The sequence below is a fragment of the Tannerella sp. genome, assembly GCF_052170195.1.
Classification (GTDB): Bacteria; Bacteroidota; Bacteroidia; order Bacteroidales; family Tannerellaceae; genus Tannerella.
This window is the reverse complement of sequence record NZ_JBQNAZ010000038.1, coordinates 1-24,084: the sequence shown is the minus strand read 5'-3', so window position 1 is coordinate 24,084 and position 24,084 is coordinate 1. Positions and strand designations below refer to the sequence as shown.

The following is a 24,084-nucleotide window of genomic DNA, read 5'->3' as shown; positions in this document are numbered from 1 at the left end:
CCTGGAAACTGAGTATCCGGCATTCAAACAGCTGTTTTTGTCCTGGAAACTGAGTATCCGGCATCCAAACAGCTGTTTTTGTCCTGGAAACTGAGTATCCGGCATTCAAACAGCTGTTTTTGTCCTGGAAACTGAGTATCCGGCATTCAAACAGTTGTTTTTACCCTGGAAACTGAGTATCCGGAGATATTTAAGAGTAGAAGATGAGGAAAAATATTCCGGATGTAATTTTTTTTGGCTAAAAAAACGCATAAATAGTTTTATTGTTCAAATGATTATCGTATATTTATGCCCGAATAGCAATCAATAAACTATTATGATGTAAAATTTTAAAAAAAGGAGGCGAAATGAAAACACTGCATGTTTACAATGTTGCCCGCTTGCAACAGATGGAATTGATTCCGATGTTACGTGAAACGGTGTCCGACACCGAGAAGAAAGCAGCCGTGCTGCTGGGAACCGATGCGCCGCTGAAACGGTATCTGCATAACGTGAAAGACGGGATCGACCCGTTCGAGGTCGTTACCCGTAATCCGCAAAAAGACCCGTACACTCAGGTGCTGAACGAAAAAGACCGCCTGCGCGATGTGGCCGTGAGCCGCTTCGGGCGTAAGCTGCAATACTATGAGTATGCCGAAAAAGAAGACGAACGGAAAGCCTTCGACGCGCTCGACGCGCTTTGGGCACACCACCGCAGCCTGCCCCGGCTCAATGTGAAGAAGCAGACGGGAGCTACAGACAACTTCCTGAACGACCTAACGAAGGAACCGTATGCTGCGGCCATCGCGACACTCGGCATGCAGCCCGAAGTCGATGCCGTACGTGCCACGAACGACGATTACCGCGCAGCAGCGGCCGACCGTCGCGCGATGACAGCCGAGCAACCCGTGGCCGACATCAAAGCGATGCGTCGCGCGCTCGTGGCCGACTATACGGCGCTCTGTAACTACATCGTCACCATGGCCAACGCCTATCCCGACGATGTGGCCTGGGATGAGTTGCTGACGGCCATCAACGTCATACGCAAACGCTATGCCGATCTGCTCGCGCGTCGCGCCGGCGCGAAAAAAGACGAGCAGCCGTAAGAAAAAAGACGACCGCAAGCGATGGGGCGGGGGAGTGCCCGCCCCTTGTACGGAAAGGAAGGTGAACACATGGAGGCCGGATTGAAAATTCAAATTTCGATCCGGCCTCCTTAACAATATTAGTGGATTGTATATGTATCTATTTTCGTACGGTTAAGAATTTTATATGAGTTCTATACTGAAAATCACGATAGATGCCTCTTAATCCATGTAAATCGGAATTTTCACATGTGTAATACCATGTATTGGAACTATCTCCCCATCCCATATTAAGATGACAGTAATAAAGATCATATTTTATGATAAATTCTCCTATAGGAAGGGAGTCATATCCACGTGCTGCTATTTTTTCCGCATCTTCGTCATGCATGAACATATGATAGCTTTCCATTCTCAATCCATCGGCTATCCATGAATGTCCATCAAGAGGGATAATTATTTGTTTCTTGAAGCCACTCATAATGACAGGGTATCCCTTGTTAAGTTCATTAAGTAAGGTGCTGTTGCCTTCAGGGAGGTTATATGATTTTACATTATTGTACCCGATCTTTTTTAGAAATTGTTCTTCTCGATAATTTAAATTTTTGATCAGATTAAAATTTGCCCAATCCGGATAACTGCCCCCTTTGTGATAGGTCATTTTTACCCCACTTCCTACGGTTCGAATAAATCTACTGATTTCCGGTCTTTCACTGCGGTTAACTTTATCCCAGTTCCAACTCTCGCCATCCCATTTTCTATAGTGATTAAGTATCTGTCCCACTGATATAGCAACGCATCCGGCAGGATAATGATGCGGGCAATTGTCATTGTAAGGAAAATCCTGATGCCAATTTGTTTTTATAATAGGTTGCGTTATGTTTTTTTCTTCATAAAGTGATGCTAAATAATCTCTTGCTTTCGCAACTTCGTCAGGGCTTAAATCGGATAATTTGGAATTTAGTATCCGTTCGATATCTTTATCTTTTACGGTGTGCAATTTGATTTTATTCTTTCGGATGACATTTTCTGACATTTTCTCCTTTTCGGATGCTTTTATTGATAAGTATTCCATCGTGTAATCCTTCCATAGAGAAAATTGACCGGAATTCAACTCATTTTCCGAGATGGCTTCGTTTTCCGAAAATGCAAGAATTCGTTCATTCATTTTTTTGATCGGATTAATGATAACGAATCCACCTTTTTGATAATTAAATACATACAGGTTGATATTGCCCATAGCTTTTGTTGTAAATGTTTGTGATAAAACAGGCTTCTGTTTTCCTCCGGATCGTAACTTAACATTGGAACTCCTCAGATTTGAATAAAAGCGGGTTGCTAATTCTTCCGCTTCATCTAATGAATAAACATCGTCATTTTTTTCTGCAGGAGAAACGGTCTGTGCTCTTTCTTCTTCTTGGATTATTACATCATCATCATTTTTACAAGATCAAAGGACAAAAGTAATAACAAGAGATAGACTCAATAAGTAAATTGTTCGCGTTTTCATAACTGTTTTAATTTATTTAATGTTGAAATATATTCGATGGCCAGCCATTTTACTCATTAATAATAAAGTTATTTTATGTGCTTGGGAAGCATGCTTGTTTTTGATCTCTACTTTATATACAGGCCTCTTGTCGTCTTGATCATCCGATAGAGCGGTAATGTAGAAGAAAGGGATATTTACCGATTTTGCAGGTGCTCCATCGTACATTGGTTTTATGGGGAAATATGTCACGGCTAATGAGTCTTTTTGATTCGTAATCGGATATTTTTCTCTGGGATATCTAAAGAAAATTTCATTCGTATCAATAATAACGCCGTTCATTCTATTATATCCCTTCGTTTGGATATAAATGGTGGTATCAGTTCCTCTTTCGATGACATATTCCGTACTGGATAAAATATCGAAATCATCGATTTTATCATAACACGACGATAATATCATACATATGACGCCCCCAAACATCATGCCGATTTTCCATGCTCTTTTCATTGCTTTTATCCTTTCCATTTAGTTTGTTAAATTAAAGCTTTACAAATGCAAAGGACGGCCATTCTGTGGGTATGGGCAATCCCTAATAATGGGTGTTTTTTTATCTTGGTATCCCTATTTTTAGTTATTTGATTTTCTCTTTTTGTCTGAACTTATCGGCTCTTTTGTGAATTTTTATAGTGTGTGATCGGACGTTTGGTTATTGAGATGTTTGTTTGTTTGTTTAGTATTCAGCATTCAGCCAACATTTCAACATCTCAACAATTCAACAACTAAACGCCCGGAAGGCATCGTAATTCGTAATTTGTCATTCGTAATTCTTATCAGCGGTCAGCATTTAACCACAAGTTGCACAAGTTATGACAAATTACACAAATTTTAATTTGCGTTGATTTGCGCTATTTGCGTTCATTTGCGTTCGGACATCGTCATTTGTCATTTGTCATTCGTAATTGATTTACGCGTTCGGAACATCGTCATTTGTCATTCAGAGCGTCAGCGAAGAATCTCTTCCCGTTACCCCGCGAGATTCCTCACGGTGTTCGGAATGACAAGAGGAGGTGTTCGGAATGACAAACACAGCTATTTGTGTTGATTCGCGCCATTTGCGAAATTTGCGTTCGGATAACCACGCATAACAATTAACCATTAATTTATCATTCAGATCGAAGCGAAGAATCTCTTTCCTTTTCCGAGGCGAGATTCCTCACGGCGTTCGGAATAACAAGAGGAGGTGTTCGTCATTCTTATTAGCGGTCAGTCCTTCGGGTGTTGATTCGTTGAGTTGTTTAATTGTTGAGTTGTCGGTCAGCGGTCAGCATTTAACCACAAGTTGCACAAGTTATGACAAATTACACAAATTTTAATTTGCGTTGATTTGCGCTATTTGTGTTCATTTGCGTTCGGACATCGTCATTCGTCATTCTTATTAGTGGTCAGCATTCAGCCAACAACTCAACATTTCAACACCTCAACACCCGCAGGGCTTCACTCTTCACTTTTCACTTTTCGTTTTGACGGAATTTGGGATAAAAACGGTACTTTTGAAGCGTCAAAACGAAAGACAAACCTATTTTTATGATGAACAGGAAAATTTATGCGGCCGCTTCTCTGCTGATGGCTGCTCTGAGTGCGTCTGCACAGGTGGCCGGTACCGATACGGCTGTGATGGCGCCCCGCGTGGTGGGGGTACCGCCGAGCGACGCTTATATCGGTCTGTCACTGCTCGAAACGGGAGAAATCAGACATTACAACTACGGCGAACAGGCCGAACCCGGCTCGTTCTATCTGTCGAGCGTCGATAAAGGGTTTACGTGGAAGCGCGTCAATACGTCCGCCGACATTCCCTTTGCCGACACGCGCAGCCCCCTGAGCGGCGAATACCTTCGCCTGATCGCCGCGCCCCGCATGGGAACATATGCTCTACGTACCGACGGCGGCATTAACGGGCATCGTACACTCACCAAAATATCGGACTCGATGGCCATCATGCTCAAACCGCCCGTCTTTATCCGCGGCGGCAAGCGGGCGGTGGTCGCCGGACATTACGGCCTGCAACCGGGACTGCCGAAGGTCTGCTTCACTTTTGTCTCGGACGACGACGGACGCACATGGCAACAATCTTCGTTCGTCTCTACGCCCGACCATCGGGGAGGAGGTTTCCATCAGGGAATCCGATGGAATCATGGCGCGGTGGAGCCGACCGTCGTCGAACTGAACGACGGACGGTTATGGATGCTCATCCGCACTTCGCAAGACTTTCATTATCAATCGTTCTCGCACGACGGAGGACTTACGTGGGACGAGGCTACGCCATCGCCTTTCTACGGCACCATCACCATGCCGACTATCGGCCGACTGCGCGACGGCCGGCTGCTTTTCCTCTGGTCCAACACCACGCCGCTGCCCGAAGTAAATCAGACCGACGGCGTGTGGGACGACGTCTTTACGAACCGCAACGCCATCCATGCCGCTCTCTCGGCCGATGACGGACGCACGTGGCACGGTTTCCGTGAGCTTTATCTTGATCCGCGACGCGACGCGGCCGACTTCGGCTCCGCTTCCGGTATCGACAAAAGCGTTCACCAGAGTCAGTTCGTCGAAACGGATCCCGGACGCGTGCTCGTCTCGCTCGGACAGTCGGCGCGTCACCGTGTCATGCTGATCTTCGATGTCGACTGGCTCATGGCGCGAAGCCGTTATTGCGACTTTTCCGACAGCCTTCGCCAATGGTCTGTCTTCTGTTATTATAAAGGCATCGTCGGGCATTGCGGATACAACCGTACGCCCGGGTGCGCGCTCGTCGACGGACGGTTGCAGGTTCGCTACCTTCCCAACGATTCCCTGCTTACTTCCCGCCGCGGCGCGGTCTGGAATTTTCCCGCTTTTCGCAAGGGACGCTTTACCGCTTCCCTCCGCTTCAACGACCTCGCCACAAAAGGGCACCTTTTGCTCAACGACCGGTGGTTCAACCCCACCGACAGCATCGCGCGTCATTATGCGCCGTTTGACGTTCCGTTAAGTCCCGAAACGCTTAAGATTCGCGACAACAAGCCGCATCTGATCCGTATCGACTGGAACCTCGATACGAAACATCCTGCGGCCGAGGTCTATGTCGATAACCGGAAGCGTCTGACCGTTCCGCTCCGCAACGCGTCGCAACACGGATTGTCATACGTCCATTTTCTGAGCGATACCCGCGCCGACGACAAAGGCTACGAAATCGAATGGGTAAAAGCAGAAGCCGGACGGTAATCTTTGGTAAGGAATAATATTTTTTTGTAAAATCAGACGAAATGTTCGATTCTTTCGTTTTCTTTGTAGGGAAATAATCGTATTATGGAGAATAATTATTGCGTAATTATGGGAGGCGGCATCGGAAGCCGCTTTTGGCCTTTCAGCCGGGAGAATAAACCGAAACAGTTTCTGGATTTTTTTGGCGTCGGACGATCGTTACTGCAAATGACCGTCGACCGTTTTGCCAAAATCGTTCCCATGAAGAATATCTACGTCGTCACGAATGAGCGATATGCCGACTTGGTCAAGGAACAGCTGCCTCAGCTTCTTGACGAGCAGATTTTACTCGAACCCGCGCGTCGTAACACGGCGCCCTGCATTGCGTATGCCGCCTATCATATCAAGGCCTGTAATCCCAAAGCCAATATTGTGGTTGCTCCGTCCGATCATTTAATCCTGAAAGAAGAAGAATTTCTTGCGGCCATCCAAAAAGGGTTTGACTTCGTGAGCCGGCACAATGCCCTCGTTACGTTAGGCATCAAGCCGAGTCGTCCGGAAACGGGTTACGGCTACATTCAAAGCAGCGAAACGATGATCGGAGACTTTACGAAAGTGAAGACATTCACCGAAAAGCCGAATCTGGAACTGGCCAAAGTCTTTATGGAAAGTGGCGAATTTTTCTGGAACTCGGGGTTGTTTCTTTGGAACGTCGACACGATCTTAAATGCCATACGCAGCCATCTCCCTGATATATCCGCACGTTTTGATATGGGGATGGGCATCTTCAATACCCCTGCCGAAGACGCGTTTATCCAAGAACATTTCGCTTACTGCCCGAGTATATCGATCGATTACGGAATCATGGAGAAGGCCGATAACGTCTATATGCAATGTGTTGATTTCGGATGGGCAGACTTGGGCACGTGGGGATCGATCTTCGATATCGCCCCCCGTGACGAAGCCGATAACGCTGTGCTGAAAACAAGGGCTTTGCTTTACGAGTCGGAAAGCAATATCATCGCATTGGAAAATACGGACCGGTTAGCCGTCATTCAAGGACTGAAAGAATATATTGTGGCCGAATCGGGCAATGTACTGCTGATTTGCAAGAAAGACGAAGAGCAACGAATCAAGCAATACATGGCCGACGCGCAGATCAAATACGGTCAGGAATTTAGTTGAACGATCACGTAAGAAGCGGAGGAGAGGGGCAATAGCTACAATCTTCCGTCTACCGTCTCGCGCGGCAAAACGCTTCTGACGTCATACACTACGGCGTTCGTTTTGAGGAGTCCGGAAAGATCCAACGCTCCGAACGCTTTATGCGCAACGGCAAAGATCACGGCGTCGTACTTCCCTGCCGGTTGCTCGGTGACGACGTCGACGCCGTACACTTCCCGCACGTCGGAGGGGGCTACCCACGGATCGTATATCGTAATGCGGTTCGTATATTCCTGTAGCGTATGATGAATGTCGGTCACCTTCGTATTTCGCGTGTCCGGACAATTTTCTTTAAAGGCGAAACCGAGTATTAAAATTTCGGCGTCTTTCACGAGGATACCTTTTTTATTCATGCACTTGATGGTCTGGTGGGCGATGTAGGCGCCCATGCCGTCGTTAAGCCGTCGCGCGGCTGTCATGATACGGGGCAGCACGCCGTAGACCTGCGCTTTCTGGATAAGGTAATAAGGGTCGACGCTGATGCAGTGCCCACCGACGAGGCCGGGATGCATCCGTATAAAGTTCCATTTTGTCGCGGCCGCCTCGATCACGTCGTGCGTGTCGATATCCATTGCGTTAAATATCTTGGCCAGCTCGTTCATGAAAGCGATATTGACATCGCGCTGGGCGTTTTCGATAATTTTGGAGGCTTCGGCCACACGGATCGAAGGCGCTTTATGCGTCCCGCCCGTCAGCACGGATCGATAGATTGCATCGATTTGCCCGGCCGCCTCCGGCGTAGAGCCCGACGTTACTTTTTGAATCGTCTCTACCGTACGCTCCTTGTCGCCCGGATTGATTCGCTCGGGCGAATATCCGGCATAGAAATCGATGTTGAGCTTCAAACCCGAAACCTGCTCTACGACGGGAAGACATTCTTCTTCGGTCACACCGGGATAGACGGTCGACTCATATACGACGATATCTCCTTTTCCGATGACTTTTCCTACCGTCGTGCTGGCGTCAATCAACGCTTTCAGGTTCGGACGGTTGTATACATCGACCGGAGTAGGGACGGCGACGATATAAAAGTTACAGTCGCGGAGGTCTTCGGGGTTCGTCGTACATCGGAAACCGTTCTTCAAGGCTGCCTGCAACAATTCGTCGGACACTTCGAGCGTATCGTCGTGTCCCGACATGATCTTTTCAACCCGTGCAGGGTTCACGTCGAAGCCGATCGTCGGATATTTCGTGGAGAAGAGGCGTGCCAGAGGTAAGCCGACATACCCCATTCCGATGACACAGATTTTTGTTGATTTCATGGAACAAAGGTAATCACATCTTCCCGAATCTTCCAAATCGAAGTTTTTTATGGCGATAGTGCTTCTTTCCTTCACCGCCGAAATAGCGGACGGATACGTTGTTTTTCGTTGCAGACATTTGGTTACATTCTTCCAAACATCTACCTTTGGGCATTGTTTTTTATGTTTTCGGCAAAAATGAAATACATCGATCGATTTATGATTGTAGCTTGGGGGCTGATTCTCGCCTGTCATCTGTCTGCGCAAAAGAATGGCCGGACGGAAGTTTTCTCGAACCGGGTGAAAAGTCTTCAGGCTAAGGTGACCGGAGAACTGATTTCGGAACCTTATATCGAGCTGCATGGCGACCGCCGGCTTGAGGTCAGCTTCGACGTGCTGAACCATACGCAGGGACGATATGCTTATTCGATCATTCATTGCGACGCGGACTGGAAACCGTCGGTGCTGACCCCGATCGAGTACATGGACGGCTTTCAGGGCATGACTATTGAGGATTATTCTCCTTCTTTTAATACGACCGTATCCTATATGAATTACCGCCTTCTCTTGCCCAATGACAATATTCGATTTAAGGTATCAGGCAATTATTTGCTGCAAATATATGAAGAAGAAAGACCCGATCAAATCGTTTGTTCGGTACGATTCGGAGTTTATGAACCGCTTATAGGAATCGATGCCATGGTCAGCGGTAACACGGATATATCGCTCAATAGAGAGTATCAGCAGGTCAGTTTTCAGATTGATCGAAAGGGGGTAACGGTGAACTATCCGCAGACGGAGCTGAAGGTTTATGTTTATCAGAACAACCGGACGGACAATGCGGTGAAGAATATACAGCCTCAGATTATCACGAATGACCGGCTAACGTATGAACATATCCGCGAACTGATTTTCGATGCCGGCAATGAATACCGTCGTTTCGAGTTTTTGACGCATCGTTACAACGGACTGAATATCGACGGTATCGGGTTTCACAATCCGTACTATCATGCCGACGTGATGATCGATCAAAGCCGAACGCGCACCGGCTACCGTTACGATCAGGATCAGGACGGGCGCTTCTTTGTCCGTTGCAGTGGCTCTAATGATCCGGATACGGAAGCTGATTATTATATTGTTCATTTTACGTATGCTTCCGAACCATTGCTCGAAGGCGATGTTTATCTGCTGGGGGACTTTGTGCAAAATCAATTCAATGAGACGAGCCGGATGGAATATAACCCCCAGACACGGCAATATGAAAAAGCGCTGATGTTGAAGCAGGGATATTATAATTATCAGTATGTATTGCTCCCTCATGGGGAAACAAAGGCACAGACATTGCCGACAGAGGGCGATTATTACCAGACCGAAAACGAATATACGATTCTCGTCTATCATCGTCCGATGGGGATGCGTTATGACCGGCTGATCGGTAAACTGACCCTTCGCAACACGCATTTTGTTTTATAAATTAACATCATGGAAGAAAACAAACAAACAACGAAAAAGAAAAATCCTGTAAAATGGATGATCCTGTCCGTTCTTTTACTGCTGACGGGCTATGGGGTGTACCGTTTGGTCATGTTTTATTATGCTCCGCATCGTTCAACCCAGCAAATTTACCTCGTACCCAGAGATGCCGTATTTATCCTTCATTCGAGCAATCCGGTCAATGACTGGAAGCGATTCAGCACGAGTGAGCCGTGGCAATGCCTCAAGCGCAGTCCTTCGTTTGCCGATGTCGCACGCGATGCGAGTAAGCTCGATTCCGCTCTGCAAGCTAACCAGCGACTTCTCGCTTTGGTAGGGAAAAGAGACCTGATGATTTCGGTGCATCGGATGCGCCATGGGAAGCTCGGCTTTCTGTACGTCCTCGACTTGCAAAAGATTTCGGAAGTACAGGCCTTGAAAGAACAGATCGATAAACTCTACGCATGGATGAACTACGGGGTGACATATCGGAAATACAAGGACACGGAAATTGTCGAGCTGCGTGATCCTAAGACACGCGACATGCTTTATACCGCTTTTGTAGACAATCATTACATCGCATCGGCGACGGCCGGACTTATCGAAGCCTCCATCTCGGAACGCAACGATCCTGTCATCGGATTAGACCCGCTTTTTATCGAAGCCGACCAATCGACCGATAATGACGGTGTGTGCCGCATTTTCGTGCAGCATGCTGTTCTGCCTCGCTTGCTCGATCTGTATATGGGTAAGCGAAAGGGCTATCTGCCGGCTATTGGTGCTTCGATGGCATACACCGGACTAAGCCTGCAAGCCGACAAGGAAAAATTTGCATTGAGTGGTTATACCTTTCTGAAAGATACGGTCAGTCCCTATATCGCTACGCTCCTGCATTCAGAGGGCAGGGAAATAACAGCTCATAAGATACTGTCGGATCGTACGGCTTTTTACACCGGTATCTGTGTTGACGATCCGGTCTCGTTCGTCGAAGAGTTGGAAACGATGCTGGCCAATGATGAACCGTCGCTCTATGCGACTTATAAAGAATCGTATGAGCGCATTGAAAAAATGTTCGATATATCCTTGCGCGACGATTTCCTGAGCTGGATGGCCGGCGAATTTGCCGTGACCGAGCTTGAGCCGGGGCTGTTGGGGCATGATACGGAGATGTTACTTGCCGTTCGTGCCGAAGATCTCGGACGAGCGCAGGAAAAGATGGCATACATCGAGAAGCAGGTGAAAAAGAATACGCCGGTTCATATTCGCAAGGCGAATTATAAAGGGTATGAAATTAATTATGTAGAGTTGAAAGGGTTCTTTGCACTCTTTTTCGGGAAAATGTTCGAGAAGTTCGAAAAACCTTACTATACGTATGTAAATGACTTCGTCGTCTTCAGCAATAAACCTGCGACGTTACTCTCCTTTATCGAAGATTACGAACAGGAGCGTACGCTGCGTAACGACGACGGTTTCAAGCAGGTGCTCTCGCAAGTCAATGGCCGGTCTACGTATTTCGTTTACACGAACAGCATCAAATTCTTCCCGCTTATGGAGCCGCTGCTAAACCAGAAGACGTGGGAAAGTTGGTCGGCTAATCGTGAGATTGTCTATTCGTTTCCTTACTCGGCTTTGCAGATCGTTGGTAATCGTCATAAGGTCGCTTTGCGGATGATTATGAATTATCATCCTTATCAGCCACCGCTTCTGTCAGAAGAAGAGTTGCGCGAAGATGATGATACGGATATTTCGGAAAAGGCCGTTATTGATGAACTGAATCGCTTCTATGCCGAGACGTTTCAGGGAAATGTTTATCGCGAGTTTTATCCCGAAGGTGCGTTGAAGAGCGAATGTGAGATACGCAATGGGCAGCGCCACGGCAAATATCACGAATATTTCGAGAATGGCAACTTGAAAATACGTGGCCGATACGATAAAGATCATCCTACGGGAACATGGAAGTATTATACGGAAGACGGCACACTGGAGAAGAAAGTTCGGCTGTAAGGAACATCCTTTTCGTTCCAATGTGTTGGTATGATGGTTGGGGGCAGATAGAGAAGGATTTCTTCAGGAACGTTTCTTGTTTGTTTTTCCGGTAAAGAAGCTGCGCCGGTCGAGATCGATTTCCTCGCTCGTGAGGATAATCAAATATTCATCGACGGCTGGGAGTAGTGCCGTTGCAAGCACCATCTTCAGAATAATTTCGTTTACTTCGCTTTCGCATACGATAAACAGCATCGTGGCAAAGACAAGCACTACCGTCAGTTTGTTTCCGAGTGTATGAATGGATAGGAACCGTCCGAAGCGGTATCGGGCGGTGCAGAGTGAAAGACTTCTGACGGTTACGATGGCAGCTAGTTCCCAAATATGTTCGGAAACGAGTGATTCGTATTTCGTGCAAAAAACGATCCCTGTCATGCCGAAGAATATCCAGTCGCCGAGCGAGTCGAGCCGTGCACCGGAAACGCTTCGGCAATGATAGCGTCGGGCAATGAATCCGTCTGCCAGGTCGGACAATCCGATAAGCAGAATCAATGCAGCCAATACAGGCGGCCGGTCAGCCACAGCGAGCATGACCGGCGAAAGGATGATGCGCGAAATCGATAAGATGTTCGGAATCTTTTTCACTCCTTTGTTCATCATTCGTTTGTCAAGGTGGGCGTTTGGCTCTGCCCGCATTCGCATGCAAATTTAGATAAAATCTCCGAGATTTTATCTAAATTTGCGGCTTCTAAAAAAAGCGATTGAATATGCGTTCAGTTTGTGTGTATTGTGCGTCCAGTTCGCGGATCGACACGGGATATACCGAAGCGGCCGAAGCTTTGGGAACATTGCTTGGCGAAGGCCGGTGGCGGGTGATTAACGGGGCCGGAAGTTTCGGTCTGATGCGAGTTATTTCGGATGCGACATTGAAGGCGGGAGGAACGGTCGTCGGGGTCATTCCGCATTTTATGGTCGATAACGGATGGTGTCATTCGGGGCTTACGGAGCTGATCCGTGTTGAGACGATGCACGAGCGCAAGCAACGGATGGCCGATATGTCTGATGCGGTCATTGCTCTGCCGGGCGGTTGCGGTACATTGGAAGAGTTGATGGAAATCATTACGTGGCGGCAATTGGGTCTGTATCATCATCCGGTGGTGATTCTCAATACGAACCATTATTACGATCCTCTGTTGGAGATGTTGAACCGTGCCGAAGACGAACAATTTATGCGTTTGCAGAGATGTATGCTCTGGCAAGTGGCTGAAACGCCGGAAGAAGCTATGCGGATGATTGATCCCTGAGAGAGGGCAGGAGAGAGCGGGGCGGTTCAGTTTTTCAACCCGTATGAAGTGCTTCGACCGCCGTCGCCGTGTTTGTGAAGAATTTTTTTATCAATCAGGTCCTGAATATCTCTGAGCGCGGTATCGGGGGAACAGAGATTGATATTCGCCCAAATGGACGAGGTAAGTTTATCGTCCATCCCTTCCCACAACAGGTTGATCATTTTTACCTGACGATCATTCAGACGTACTAATCGATATTTCTCCCAGAATTTTGATTTCTCCAAGATACGTGTAATTGATGCTTCGGCTTCGCTCAGAGCCGTTTCCAGACAATAAAGAAACCACATGATCCATTCGGTAATATCCAGATTATGATTGCAGGCGGTTTCTAATAGTTGCCGGTATGTTTCTTTCCGTTTGCAAAACTGCTCCGACAAGCAAAAGAAACGTTGCGGAAAGTTATCGGCTCGTGTGAGAAAGAGATGCGATATTACCCGTGCAATTTGCCCGTTGGCTGTTGCAAATGGATGGAGAAGCCAGAAGTAAACATGTGCCACTGCCGCTTTGATGACCGGATCGGTTGGATGCTTTGTATTCATCCACTTAACAAATCGTTTCATCTCGTTTGAGATCGGCGACGTATCCTGCATGGCGAGAGAATGAAGAGACCCGGAAGAAGTGGCCGTTGTAACAGCATCCGTATGAGACGATGTTTCGGGAGAGAGCGGGCTCAGGGCATCCCTCCATCCCAAAATACGTTCTTCCGTGACGGGTTCGAGATAATTCCGCAGCACATCGGTCGAAACACGGACGATGTCGTCGACAGCAATATCGATATCATGATCGGGTTTCTGTGTCTTCTTTTCCAGTTTAAGCTGATGAATCACAGATAAGCGTACTTTGTCGGCATCGAGTGTGTAACCGTCAAGCTCGGCCGATCGGAGAATTTCGTTAGAGATCGCATTCAACAGCGCATTTTTTTTCAGATCGATTCCCAGCAAGCTCGTCTTGCCGACAAGTCGTCCCTGCCGGTTACGCACTTCCCCCAATATGGACATTACTTCCTGATAATTCCATGTCAGGTAAGGCCATCCTTTTTCTTGCCATATAGCTGTTTTACGCATATTCTCCGTAAGATCTGCGGCAAAAATAAGGAACTTTTTCGGAAATAACGTACGAATATCGGACTAAAAACGCAAAACTTTGTTAACTGTTACTTATTTTGTTGTATGTAAATGATTTATTTTGTTGTAAAAAGAGTGTTTGGATGGTTTTATTTATCTGTAAATTAGTGGAATAGATGGTGTGTTGCGATGTTTTGATAAAGATGAAGGAAAAAAATATAGAAATAGAGTTATCAACACTTTTTGATGTGTGTTGTTGAAAACTATTTTTTATAGCTTTGCGAACGGAGATTATTTTTGTAACTCATCCTTAACGAAGAGATGTAAAACAAGAAGGATAAAATACGGAGGAAAAACGCAATGATGGAACACGGCACAAATTATTCATTTTTCATAGAGGCTTTGCAGCCTCTGACCTTTCATTCGGTAAAGGAATTATCCGATCGGTTTATTTCGGAACTTTCTGAAGAAGAGCGAATCAAACTCTTCGATGAGTTGAAGCGCAGCGGTAACTTGCAGGAAACCGAACCGCAACTTTCAGCCTATCTTTACGCGTTCGGCGACATGCAGGAGGCTCGCTTACAGAAGGCTTACGACCGTTTGCCTGAATCATTTTTCAGCGGAGAGATCGAATGGATTGATTATGGTTGCGGGCAGGGGCTCGGAGCGATGGTGTATCATGATTTTCTGCAGGCGCGAAATCTTACTTCGTCCGTTCGTCGGTTTACGCTGATCGATCCATCAGAGCGTTGTTTGCAACGAGCAGCTTTGCACGTCCGTCGCTTTTTTCCGCATTCCGAAATCCGTACGGTATGTAAATATATCGATGAATTAACGACAGACGATCTCTTTTCCGGGAATCAGTCCCGTACGTTGCACCTTCTTTCCAACCTCCCCGGCATGGCTGTTCACACGGTCGAATGTTTGGCGGATGTCATGACTACCATGTCCGAGGGATATCATCAATTTGTCTGCGTAGGACCTTATTATGGAAATAGTCCGGAGCGTATGACACGGCTGGATACTTTGATCGAACGAATGGAGATACCGTTAGAAACGGTTGTAGCTGAAGATTGGGGCGACGAACAGTTTGTGCCCGGCCAAGCGTGGACGTGTGCGTTGCGTATCTTCGCGAAGGATGGGGGAGATCTGAAGTCCGAGACTCCTTCTGAAGCACAGCCTGTCTCGCCTGTTGGATCGGCAGAGGTACCCGAATCGGAGTCTCCGACACAAGTTTCTTCCGACGATGATCAAGAAAAAAAGTCGAAAATCGAACAAATTCTGGAAGCCCTGAATGATCCGGAAGAGCCGGAATATGTCGCTCAATTGCGTGCTGAAGCTGAACAGAATGAATCCCGTTCGCAAAACAGACTCGGTTATCTGTACGACGTGGGGAAGGACGTATTTCAGAATGATGCCGAAGCCGTGCGATGGTACCGGCGAGCAGCGGCGCAAGGCTACGCTATGGCACAGTATAATCTGGGCAATCATTACTTAGCTGGGCGCGGTGTGCCACAAGATTACGGTGAGGCGATCAAATGGTATCGGCGAGCGGCCGAACAGGATATTTTACCTGCCATGAATAATCTCGGCGTGATCTACGCAACGGGGCAGGGTGTCAAACGCAATGAGACCGAGGCGATCAAATGGTATCGTAAAGCAGCTCAAAAGGGCGATCAAACAGCTATTCGGAACTTACAGAAACGTGAAATTTCTCTTTGAAATTTTTCCGTCGGATACTTAATTACTACTTTGTTTTTTTTAAAACGATCAATAAGCCAGCTGTTTATAGAAGATTTTTCAAAAATAAATTGGTAACACAACAGGGATCGGAGTTTTCGCCGAATCCTTGTTGTGTCAGGACGTTTTTACACCCTTACGACGATTTTTTATTTTGGCAAAAAATCTTACCTTTGCGGCAATTTTTTAAAAACATGCATAATATAAGATGAGTAATCGATTTGCCGAATACAATACGTTCGATTTGTCAGACATTAACAAAAAAATACTGCAAAGATGGCAGGAAGGTAATGTCTTTCACCAGAGTCTGAATATCCGCAAGGATGCCCCTTCTTTCGTTTTCTACGAAGGACCTCCTTCGGCTAACGGTATGCCCGGCATTCATCACGTCATAGCCCGTTCGATTAAAGATATTTTCTGCCGTTACAAGACGATGAAAGGGTATCGTGTCGACCGCAAGGCTGGATGGGATACACACGGTTTACCCGTAGAGCTTGGGGTAGAGAAAGAACTTGGGGTCACAAAAGAAGATATCGGCAAAAAAATATCGGTGTCCGATTACAATATGGCTTGTCGCAAAAACGTGATGAAGTTCACGAAAGAATGGGAAGACCTGACACAGAAGATGGGCTATTGGGTTGATATGGATCATCCGTATATCACCTACGATAACCGATATATCGAAACGCTTTGGTATCTTCTCAAAGAATTGCACCGGAAAGGGCTTTTATATAAAGGATATACGATTCAGCCCTATTCGCCTGCCGCGGGTACGGGGCTTAGCTCGCACGAGTTGAACCAACCGGGTTGCTACCGTGATGTGAAGGATACGACGGTGACGGCGCAGTTCCGTGCTAAAATGCCCGCCGCGAAAGAGAATGACTTCTTGAAACAGCTATTCGGCGAAGACTCGGACAACGTCTATTTCCTTGCGTGGACGACAACGCCCTGGACCTTGTCGTCGAATACGGCGTTGTGTGTCGGCGAAGACATCGATTACGCCGCTGTTCGCTCTTTTAACCCGTATTCCGGGGCGCCGAGCATCTATATTCTGGCAAAAGCTTGTATGGATGCATACTTCAATCCGAAAGCGGTCGAATTGTCACTCGGCGAATACAAACCGGGTGACAAACTGATTCCGTTCGAGGTACTTGCTACATGCAAAGGTAAAGATCTGATCGGTATCGGATATGAACAGCTGATACCGTGGTTCAATCCCGGAGAAGGCGCGTTCCGTGTCATTTCCGGCGACTATGTGACAACCGACGACGGTACGGGTATCGTGCATATCGCACCGACTTTCGGTGCCGATGACGCCCGGGTAGCCAAGAATTTCGGTGTCCCGCCGTTACAGCTTGTCGACAAAGCGGGTAACTTGCGTCCGGCCGTCGATCTGAAAGGCCGTTTCTACTGTCTCGAAGACCTCGATGACGATTATGTAAAGAAGAACGTCAACATTTCATTATATAAAGAATATGCCGGCCGTTATGTGAAGAACGATTACGACCCGCAACTTAATGGAAACGACGAGATACTCGATATCGACTTGTGCGTCATGCTTAAACAACAGGGACTGGCGTTCAAGATCGAAAAGCATGTGCACAATTATCCGCATTGCTGGCGTACCGATAAACCGGTACTTTATTATCCGTTAGACAGCTGGTTTATCCGTACTACGGCTTGCCGCGACCGGATGATCGAACTCAACGAAACCATTAACTGGAAGCCTCAAAGCACCGGAACGGGACGCTTCGGGAAATGGCTCGAAAACCTTCAGGATTGGAACCTGAGCCGAAGTCGTTATTGGGGTACACCGCTCCCGATCTGGCGTACCGACGATGGGGCGGAAGAGTTCTGTATCGGATCGGTCGAAGAGCTGTATCACGAAATCGATAAATCCGTTGCCGCTGGTTTTATGAAGAGCAATCCGTATAAGGACAACGGCTTTAAACCGGGTGAATATACATCGGAAAATTACGACCGGATTGATTTGCATCGTCCGTATGTCGATGAAATCACGCTGGTTTCTCCGCAGGGAAAACCGATGAAACGCGAGATCGACCTGATCGATGTATGGTTCGACTCCGGTGCGATGCCTTACGCGCAGATTCATTATCCGTTCGAACATAAAGACGCATTTGACCGACGCGATGTTTATCCTGCCGATTTTATTGCCGAAGGGGTAGATCAGACGCGCGGATGGTTCTTTACGCTCCATGCCATCGCCACGATGATTTTCGACAGTGTGGCGTTTAAGAATGTGGTATCCAATGGGCTGGTGCTCGACAAGAATGGTAACAAGATGTCCAAACGTCTCGGCAATGCGGTCGATCCGTTCGAGACGATCGAAAAATACGGTTCCGACCCGTTGCGTTGGTACATGATTACGAATGCGTCGCCATGGGATAATCTCAAATTCGATGTCGAAGGCATTGAAGAAGTACGTCGCAAATTTTTCGGTACATTATATAATACATACTCGTTCTTTGCATTGTATGCCAATGTAGACGGTTTCACCTACAGCGAACCGGACGTTCCGATGACCGAACGTCCTGAGATAGACCGCTGGATATTGTCGTTGCTCAATTCGCTCGTCAAAGAGGTGGATGAGTTTTATGAAACATACGAACCGACCCGTGCCGGACGTGCGATCTCGGATTTTGTCAATGATCACTTAAGCAACTGGTATGTTCGTTTGAACCGTCGCCGCTTCTGGGGCGGGGGGATGACACAGGATAAGCTCTCGGCTTATCAGACGCTCTACATCTGCCTCGAAACGGTCAGCAAACTCATGGCGCCGATCTCTCCGTTCTATGCCGATCGACTGTTTACCGATTTGATTACCGTAACCGGACGCGACAAGGCGGAGTCCGTGCATCTGAGTGACTTCCCCAGATGCAATGAGGCGATGATCGACAAAACGCTCGAAGAACAGATGCAGATTGCGCAGGACATCTCGTCGATGGTGCTCGCGCTGCGTCGCAAAGTGAATATCAAGGTGCGTCAACCGCTGCAAACCATCATGGTGCCGGTGACCGACACCCGGCAGAAGGAACATATCGAGGCGGTAAAAAACTTAATCTTAAGCGAGGTCAACGTAAAAGAACTTAACTTTGCGGATAATTCGGCCGGCATATTAGTGAAGAAGATCAAGCCCGACTTTAAGAAATTGGGGCCGCGTTACGGAAAGGTTATGAAACAATTGGCTGCTGCCATTCAGGCCATGACGCAAGAAGATATTGCTTCGCTCGAACAAAACGGTTCGTTTGCTTTCAACCTTGAAGGGGTGGAAAGTGTTATTGTAGCGGACGATGTCGAGATTATTTCGGAAGATATTCCCGGCTGGCTTGTGGCCAACGAAGGACGCCTGACAATCGCGCTCGATATCACCGTCACGGATGAGCTGCGCAAGGAAGGATTGGCACGCGAATTGGTAAACCGTATTCAAAACCTGCGTAAAAGCAGCGGACTGGAGATCACGGACAAGATACGTATCGTCATGGTACCGGCGCCGGAAATGAACGGAACAATCAGTGAATATGCCGATTATATTCAAAAGCAAGTGCTTGCCGAGTCGATCGGAATAAAGGAGAATCTGCCGGATGCGACAGAGCTCGATCTGGATGATTTTAAATTATACGTAAGCATCGAAAAAGTTTGAACGGATAGAGAGTGTAATAAAAAAAGAATATCGTATTTTTGAAAACAAAATAAAAGGAGGACTGAATTATGGCTGAGAAGACAAGATACTCGGATGCGGAGCTGGAAGAATTTCGCGCCATTATCATGGAAAAGCTCGATAAGGCAAAGAAAGATTACGACTTGTTGAGATCGGGGATTACGAATGCCGACGGCAACGACGTCTCCGACACTTCACCGACATTCAAAGTAATGGAAGAAGGGGCGGCTACTTTGTCGAAAGAAGAAGCCGGCCGTCTGGCGCAACGTCAGATGAAATTTATTCAGAGTTTGCAGGCAGCGCTTATCCGTATCGAAAACAAGACATACGGAGTATGTCGTGAAACGGGTAAACTGATCGCAAAAGAACGTTTGCGTGCGGTACCTCATGCCACGCTGAGCATCGAGGCCAAACAGAGCGGAGTAAAATAAGCGGCACGTCTGATGAAAGGAAAAAAAGCGTGGGGGGCAGCAGTCGTTATTTTACTGCTTCTCTTTCTTGATCAGGCTTCGAAAATATGGGTGAAAACCCACATGCAACTGCACGAAAGCATTGAAATCTTTTCATGGTTTCAGCTTTACTTCACCGAAAATCCCGGCATGGCTTTCGGGATGGAGTTTTTCAACAAGCTCGTGCTGTCCGTCTTTCGTATCGCGGCGGTGATCGCCATCGCTTATTACCTGATTCGTCTCGTACAACGTAACTATTCGTTCGGTTTCATCACCTGCGTTGCATTGGTCTTTGCCGGAGCACTCGGTAACATTATCGACAGTGTATTCTATGGCGTCATCTTCGATCACAGTTACGGGCAGGTCGCTACGTTTATGCCTGCCGGCGGAGGGTATGCTTCTCTGTTGCACGGCAAAGTAGTGGACATGTTGTATTTTCCGCTCATCCAAACCACCTTCCCTGACTGGTTGCCGATATGGGGCGGAGAAGAGTTTATCTTTTTCCGGCCTATCTTTAATCTGGCCGACTCGTCTATTTGTGTCGGAGGAGCGCTGTTGTTGCTGTTCTATCACCGCACCCTTTCCAAAAGTCTCTCGACGAAGTAGGTTTGATACATGCCGGGTAGGGAATTTCAGCGATTTTTTATCGGATGGTCGGCTGCCATCTTGTTGTCGGCATGCAGCCACACACCCAAAGGAATTATTCCGGAGAAAAAAATGTGTGATGTGCTGATCGATATGCAAATGGCAGAAACGATCATCAATGATGATCCGTACACTTACGGATCGTTCTGTCAAAAAAACGCGTTGTTCCAGTCGGTCTTTAAGAAGCACAATCTGACGCAGGCAGAATATGACAGTTCATTGATATGGTACGGTAAGAACATTGATATCTATATGCGTGTTCATGATATGGCAATGGCCGAAGTAGACAAGCGTATAAACGCGCTCGGTGAAGTGAAACCCGAAGCATTCGATATTCCGCGGGCCGACTCGGTCGATCTGTGGATTGATAAACGATGCTATATTTTCTTTCCCAAGGCGGTGGCTAACACGATCGTGTTCGATCTGAAACCTGCCGAGGCGTACCCGGCCGGTTGTCGTTTCGTATGGGAAATGCAAGTATGGGGATTGACACCCGGAAAGCATGTGATGGAACTGAATCTGCGTGCCGACGTGTCCGATTCGATCCTCGTTGTAAAAGATTCGATTGTCGGGAACGGTTTTCACCAATATACTTTGCAGGGTACGCCATACGATCCGGTACAGCGTGTTTACGGTTATATCCGTTTGAAGAAGTCACCGGCTGTTCCGTATCCCAAAATCTACATTGACCGAATCCGGCTGATGAGATACAGGGTCGGAGAGTAGGCGTTTTTGTGCATGTTCCCTTAGTATGTTGATATATTCGTTCAGGCGGTGGCGTTCGTGTTCTTCCTTCGAGATAGACGGAGGAGCAACGTTGAATTGTTTATAAGCCTGTGCATTCCATGCATTGCGTTTTTTGGCGCGGTGACTCGGCCAGAAGACAGTTCGGGCAAGATCTTCGGCATCGAACGATATGGAAGGATTCACATTTAAGTCTTTCATCACTGCTTCTACACTCTTTTTTAGGTATTTTTTCATCTCCTCGATTTGTCTTTCCGATAACATCATACCTCCTTCCGTTTTTATACCTTTGTGCGGATCGGTTGCCGAATGGTTCTCCGGGCCATACAAATTGAAAACGTAAGGCGGGAGCAGATGAAGCGCACGATGGCTTTCAGGTTGGATGATGCTGTCGAACGATTTGACGATGGGTAATTCCAGCGGGCTGTGTTTCATCTGATCGGGTGTGAGAGCGGGATTGATCAGCGTACCGGATCGGATGGCTCGCAGGGTTTCTTCGTTCAGTTTTAGCTTTTCCTGACCCGACAACACACGCTGCAACCACAGCGAGTCTTTTGCCGACCAGTCTTTCTGTGCCGATGCGGTGATACACACCTGCAATCCCAAGACTAAAAACAACACGTAGCGTCTTTCCATAGCCCGATATATATATTTTAGGCAAAAATAAAGCGCAGTCCCTGAAAAGTTCGTGCGCTTGTATGTAAAAAAACGTAGAAGATGTTTATTTCAAAAAAAATAAATGATTTTCCATCTATGTTTTGCCAAAAAGTATGGATTCAGTGTGTACTATCCTCTGACAATGCACCATCCACCATTAAATGATGTCAGGCTTTCAGCCCTTGTGTCTTCTTTGGGTGTTTAATTGTTGAGTTGTTTGTTGAGTTGTTTAGTTGTTTAGTTGTTGATCTGTTTGCTGACCGCTGTAACAGCCCTGAAAGGGCGCATTAATTCAGCCCAATGTGTAGCGAAAGCGCAGCGTTGGGGAAAGGGCGCCCCTCCTCGGCGGAGGGCTGAAAGCCTGAATGAATATTAATTTAGATGCTCCTCTTGTCATTCCGAACGCAGTGAGGAATCTCGCGAGGAAGAGGAAAGAAATTCTTCGCTTCGCTCTGAATGACAAAAGACCGAACGCAGAGGAACATCCCCCCAGCCCCCCTTCAAAGGGGGAAGAGCGAAGCGAAGGGGGATGTTATCCCTTCAAAGGGGGAATGCGGAAGCGCAGCGTAGGGAAAACAGGCGAACGCTTCGGCGTTCGTCCCTTGGGCCTCGGGCGGTGAGCCGACGGAGCAGCGAGCGAGGCGAAAGAAAATCAGGCTGTCCGAAGCGAAGCGAGTTACCTGATTTTCCGGCCTGCAAGCGTCGCGACGGCGTGCGAAGCGCACGAAGCCTTGACCTTTTGGTTACTTTTGGGTCAAGCCAAAAGTGACAGAAAAGAGATTCATCGCTTCGCTCTGAATGACAAAAAAACGGTGTTATTGTTAATTGTCATGCCCCGGATACATGGTTCGGTGCGTTTCAAACGAATCAAACACCGGCAGGGCTTTAAATCTCCTGTTCTATTTTGTACTTGTTGCGGTTCGGAGCATTACGCGAGATCAGTTCGCCGATAAACCCGGCCAAAAAGAGTTGCGTACCGATCACCATAGCCGTAAGTGAGATGTAGAAATAGGGCGAAGTCGTAACGAGTGGTCGCAGGTCGCCGTCGTAGATGGAAATCAATTTCATGATCAGCACGGCGACGAGCGCTGCGAACCCGATCAGAAACATCACGCTTCCCCATAATCCGAAGAAGTGCATGGGTTTTTTCCCGAATTTCGAGGTAAACCAAAGTGAAATCAGGTCTAAATATCCATTGACGAAGCGGTCGAGACCGAACTTCGTTTCGCCGTATTTGCGCGCCTGATGATGCACGACCTTTTCGCCGATCTTATTGAATCCGGCAATTTTAGCCAGATAGGGGATATAGCGATGCATGTCGTTATATACTTCGATATTCTTCACCACTTCGCGCCGGTACGATTTCAGTCCGCAGTTAAAATCGTGCAGATTGATGCCCGAGAACTTCCGTGCCGTGGCGTTGAAGAGTTTCGAGGGGAGGTTCTTTGTCAGTTTGTTGTCGTAGCGTTTCTTTTTCCACCCCGACACGATGTCGTAGCCGTCTTCCTTAATCATCCGGTAGAGTTCGGGGATTTCGTCGGGACTGTCCTGCAAGTCGGCATCCATCGTAATGATCACGTCGCCCTCGGCGCGTTGGAATCCGCAGTGCAATGCCGGCGATTTGCCGTAGTTGCGGCGGAACTTGATGCCTTTCACGTGTGTCGACTGTCGTGCCAGCTGCTCGATCACCTGCCATGAATGATCGGTGCTTCCGTCGTTGACAAAGATGATTTCGTAGCTGAAATGATGCTCATTCATTACCCGTTCGATCCACGCGTGCAGTTCGGGGAGCGATTCGGCTTCGTTATACAGAGGTACGACTACTGATATATCCATTGATCTTATTTACATTGTTTCGGTTGGCAAAGGTAAAATAAAAATTTGTTTAAGGGAAATTCCGTCTCTTGTATAAAACGTGCGCCGGACACAAACGAAACGATGTATCCGGCGCAACCATGAAAACAAAAATTTCTATAATCTCTCCCTCTTTTCGAGCCTCTTGTCGGATTCGAACCAACGACCCCGAGATTACAAATCACGTGC

18 protein-coding genes are annotated in these 24,084 nt (G+C 47.4%); 11 read left to right on the top strand and 7 right to left on the bottom strand.

Features of this window, described 5'->3' with window-relative positions:
* Positions 1-347 precede the first annotated feature (347 nt).
* Positions 348-1,085: a DUF6261 family protein gene (locus tag ACTTKA_RS09755; RefSeq protein WP_442724884.1), complete on the top strand. Its 738-nt coding sequence runs from the start codon at positions 348-350 to the stop codon at positions 1,083-1,085.
* A gap of 139 nt (positions 1,086-1,224) precedes the next feature.
* On the opposite strand, the gene ACTTKA_RS09750 is transcribed toward ACTTKA_RS09755, so the two are convergent.
* Positions 1,225-2,487 carry a C10 family peptidase gene (locus tag ACTTKA_RS09750; protein ID WP_442724885.1) on the bottom strand — a complete coding sequence of 421 codons (1,263 nt, stop codon included), beginning with the start codon at positions 2,485-2,487 and terminating at the stop codon, positions 1,225-1,227.
* Positions 2,488-2,586: 99 nt separating this feature from the next.
* Positions 2,587-3,063: a hypothetical protein gene (locus ACTTKA_RS09745; protein WP_442724883.1), complete on the bottom strand. Its 477-nt coding sequence runs from the start codon at positions 3,061-3,063 to the stop codon at positions 2,587-2,589.
* 1,077 nt (positions 3,064-4,140) lie between these two features.
* On the opposite strand from ACTTKA_RS09745, the gene ACTTKA_RS09740 reads away from it, so the two are divergent.
* On the top strand, positions 4,141-5,817 hold the full coding sequence (locus ACTTKA_RS09740) for a sialidase family protein (RefSeq protein WP_442724882.1): 1,677 nt from the start codon (positions 4,141-4,143) through the stop codon (positions 5,815-5,817).
* Between the two features lie 84 nt (positions 5,818-5,901).
* The gene (locus ACTTKA_RS09735; protein WP_442714498.1) at positions 5,902-6,981 is read left to right on the top strand and encodes a mannose-1-phosphate guanylyltransferase; all 1,080 of its coding nucleotides are present in this window, start codon (positions 5,902-5,904) and stop codon (positions 6,979-6,981) included.
* Positions 6,982-7,016: 35 nt separating this feature from the next.
* On the opposite strand, the gene ACTTKA_RS09730 is transcribed toward ACTTKA_RS09735, so the two are convergent.
* Complete coding sequence (locus ACTTKA_RS09730; protein ID WP_442724881.1) at positions 7,017-8,282, bottom strand: nucleotide sugar dehydrogenase; 1,266 nt, start codon at positions 8,280-8,282, stop codon at positions 7,017-7,019.
* A 198-nt stretch (positions 8,283-8,480) separates the two neighbouring features.
* Between ACTTKA_RS09730 and ACTTKA_RS09725 the strand changes: the two genes are divergently transcribed.
* Together ACTTKA_RS09725 and ACTTKA_RS09720 are read left to right on the top strand one after the other, a co-directional pair.
* Positions 8,481-9,734, top strand: a complete 1,254-nt coding sequence (locus ACTTKA_RS09725) for a DUF5103 domain-containing protein (RefSeq protein ID WP_442724880.1) — start codon at positions 8,481-8,483, stop codon at positions 9,732-9,734.
* Positions 9,735-9,743: 9 nt separating this feature from the next.
* Positions 9,744-11,738 (top strand): DUF3352 domain-containing protein, encoded by a 1,995-nt coding sequence (locus ACTTKA_RS09720; RefSeq protein ID WP_442724879.1) that lies wholly within the window; start codon positions 9,744-9,746, stop codon positions 11,736-11,738.
* A 63-nt stretch (positions 11,739-11,801) separates the two neighbouring features.
* Here ACTTKA_RS09720 and ACTTKA_RS09715 read toward each other — a convergent pair whose 3' ends face one another.
* The gene (locus tag ACTTKA_RS09715; RefSeq protein ID WP_442724878.1) at positions 11,802-12,377 is read right to left on the bottom strand and encodes a CDP-alcohol phosphatidyltransferase family protein; all 576 of its coding nucleotides are present in this window, start codon (positions 12,375-12,377) and stop codon (positions 11,802-11,804) included.
* Between the two features lie 107 nt (positions 12,378-12,484).
* Between ACTTKA_RS09715 and ACTTKA_RS09710 the strand changes: the two genes are divergently transcribed.
* Positions 12,485-13,021: a TIGR00730 family Rossman fold protein gene (locus tag ACTTKA_RS09710; protein WP_442714737.1), complete on the top strand. Its 537-nt coding sequence runs from the start codon at positions 12,485-12,487 to the stop codon at positions 13,019-13,021.
* Between the two features lie 26 nt (positions 13,022-13,047).
* Here ACTTKA_RS09710 and ACTTKA_RS09705 read toward each other — a convergent pair whose 3' ends face one another.
* Entirely contained in the window at positions 13,048-14,127 is a 1,080-nt protein-coding gene (locus ACTTKA_RS09705; protein ID WP_442724877.1) for a Fic family protein, read from the bottom strand.
* A 360-nt stretch (positions 14,128-14,487) separates the two neighbouring features.
* Between ACTTKA_RS09705 and ACTTKA_RS09700 the strand changes: the two genes are divergently transcribed.
* The 5 genes from ACTTKA_RS09700 to ACTTKA_RS09680 all read left to right on the top strand — a co-directional run bounded on the left by ACTTKA_RS09700 (position 14,488) and on the right by ACTTKA_RS09680 (position 21,366).
* The gene (locus tag ACTTKA_RS09700) at positions 14,488-15,849 is read left to right on the top strand and encodes a tetratricopeptide repeat protein (protein WP_442724876.1); all 1,362 of its coding nucleotides are present in this window, start codon (positions 14,488-14,490) and stop codon (positions 15,847-15,849) included.
* Between the two features lie 226 nt (positions 15,850-16,075).
* Positions 16,076-19,528: an isoleucine--tRNA ligase gene (gene ileS, locus ACTTKA_RS09695; protein ID WP_442724875.1), complete on the top strand. Its 3,453-nt coding sequence runs from the start codon at positions 16,076-16,078 to the stop codon at positions 19,526-19,528.
* A gap of 68 nt (positions 19,529-19,596) precedes the next feature.
* Complete coding sequence (locus ACTTKA_RS09690; RefSeq protein WP_278477294.1) at positions 19,597-19,977, top strand: TraR/DksA family transcriptional regulator; 381 nt, start codon at positions 19,597-19,599, stop codon at positions 19,975-19,977.
* A gap of 12 nt (positions 19,978-19,989) precedes the next feature.
* Positions 19,990-20,601, top strand: coding sequence for a lipoprotein signal peptidase (locus ACTTKA_RS09685; RefSeq protein ID WP_442724874.1), 612 nt, complete (start codon positions 19,990-19,992; stop codon positions 20,599-20,601).
* Positions 20,602-20,610: 9 nt separating this feature from the next.
* Positions 20,611-21,366: a DUF4296 domain-containing protein gene (locus ACTTKA_RS09680; protein ID WP_442724873.1), complete on the top strand. Its 756-nt coding sequence runs from the start codon at positions 20,611-20,613 to the stop codon at positions 21,364-21,366.
* Here ACTTKA_RS09680 and ACTTKA_RS09675 read toward each other — a convergent pair.
* Complete coding sequence (locus ACTTKA_RS09675; RefSeq protein WP_442724872.1) at positions 21,295-22,020, bottom strand: hypothetical protein; 726 nt, start codon at positions 22,018-22,020, stop codon at positions 21,295-21,297. The genes ACTTKA_RS09680 and ACTTKA_RS09675 overlap by 72 nt on opposite strands.
* A 906-nt stretch (positions 22,021-22,926) precedes the next feature.
* Positions 22,927-23,877 carry a glycosyltransferase family 2 protein gene (locus ACTTKA_RS09670; protein ID WP_442714744.1) on the bottom strand — a complete coding sequence of 317 codons (951 nt, stop codon included), beginning with the start codon at positions 23,875-23,877 and terminating at the stop codon, positions 22,927-22,929.
* Between the last annotated feature and the right edge of the window lie 207 nt (positions 23,878-24,084).

What these genes read in the sequence shown, in the direction of transcription:
- ACTTKA_RS09755 (WP_442724884.1), top strand. Translation starts at nt 348, where the DNA reads ATGAAAACACTGCATGTTTACAATGTTGCCCGCTTGCAACAGATGGAA.
- ACTTKA_RS09745 (WP_442724883.1), bottom strand. Translation starts at nt 3,063, where the DNA reads ATGAAAAGAGCATGGAAAATCGGCATGATGTTTGGGGGCGTCATATGT.
- ACTTKA_RS09740 (WP_442724882.1), top strand. Translation starts at nt 4,141, where the DNA reads ATGATGAACAGGAAAATTTATGCGGCCGCTTCTCTGCTGATGGCTGCT.
- ACTTKA_RS09735 (WP_442714498.1), top strand. Translation starts at nt 5,902, where the DNA reads ATGGAGAATAATTATTGCGTAATTATGGGAGGCGGCATCGGAAGCCGC.
- ACTTKA_RS09730 (WP_442724881.1), bottom strand. Translation starts at nt 8,282, where the DNA reads ATGAAATCAACAAAAATCTGTGTCATCGGAATGGGGTATGTCGGCTTA.
- ACTTKA_RS09725 (WP_442724880.1), top strand. Translation starts at nt 8,481, where the DNA reads ATGATTGTAGCTTGGGGGCTGATTCTCGCCTGTCATCTGTCTGCGCAA.
- ACTTKA_RS09720 (WP_442724879.1), top strand. Translation starts at nt 9,744, where the DNA reads ATGGAAGAAAACAAACAAACAACGAAAAAGAAAAATCCTGTAAAATGG.
- ACTTKA_RS09715 (WP_442724878.1), bottom strand. Translation starts at nt 12,377, where the DNA reads ATGATGAACAAAGGAGTGAAAAAGATTCCGAACATCTTATCGATTTCG.
- ACTTKA_RS09710 (WP_442714737.1), top strand. Translation starts at nt 12,485, where the DNA reads ATGCGTTCAGTTTGTGTGTATTGTGCGTCCAGTTCGCGGATCGACACG.
- ACTTKA_RS09705 (WP_442724877.1), bottom strand. Translation starts at nt 14,127, where the DNA reads ATGCGTAAAACAGCTATATGGCAAGAAAAAGGATGGCCTTACCTGACA.
- ACTTKA_RS09700 (WP_442724876.1), top strand. Translation starts at nt 14,488, where the DNA reads ATGATGGAACACGGCACAAATTATTCATTTTTCATAGAGGCTTTGCAG.
- ileS (WP_442724875.1), top strand. Translation starts at nt 16,076, where the DNA reads ATGAGTAATCGATTTGCCGAATACAATACGTTCGATTTGTCAGACATT.
- ACTTKA_RS09690 (WP_278477294.1), top strand. Translation starts at nt 19,597, where the DNA reads ATGGCTGAGAAGACAAGATACTCGGATGCGGAGCTGGAAGAATTTCGC.
- ACTTKA_RS09685 (WP_442724874.1), top strand. Translation starts at nt 19,990, where the DNA reads ATGAAAGGAAAAAAAGCGTGGGGGGCAGCAGTCGTTATTTTACTGCTT.
- ACTTKA_RS09680 (WP_442724873.1), top strand. Translation starts at nt 20,611, where the DNA reads ATGCCGGGTAGGGAATTTCAGCGATTTTTTATCGGATGGTCGGCTGCC.
- ACTTKA_RS09675 (WP_442724872.1), bottom strand. Translation starts at nt 22,020, where the DNA reads ATGGAAAGACGCTACGTGTTGTTTTTAGTCTTGGGATTGCAGGTGTGT.
- ACTTKA_RS09670 (WP_442714744.1), bottom strand. Translation starts at nt 23,877, where the DNA reads ATGGATATATCAGTAGTCGTACCTCTGTATAACGAAGCCGAATCGCTC.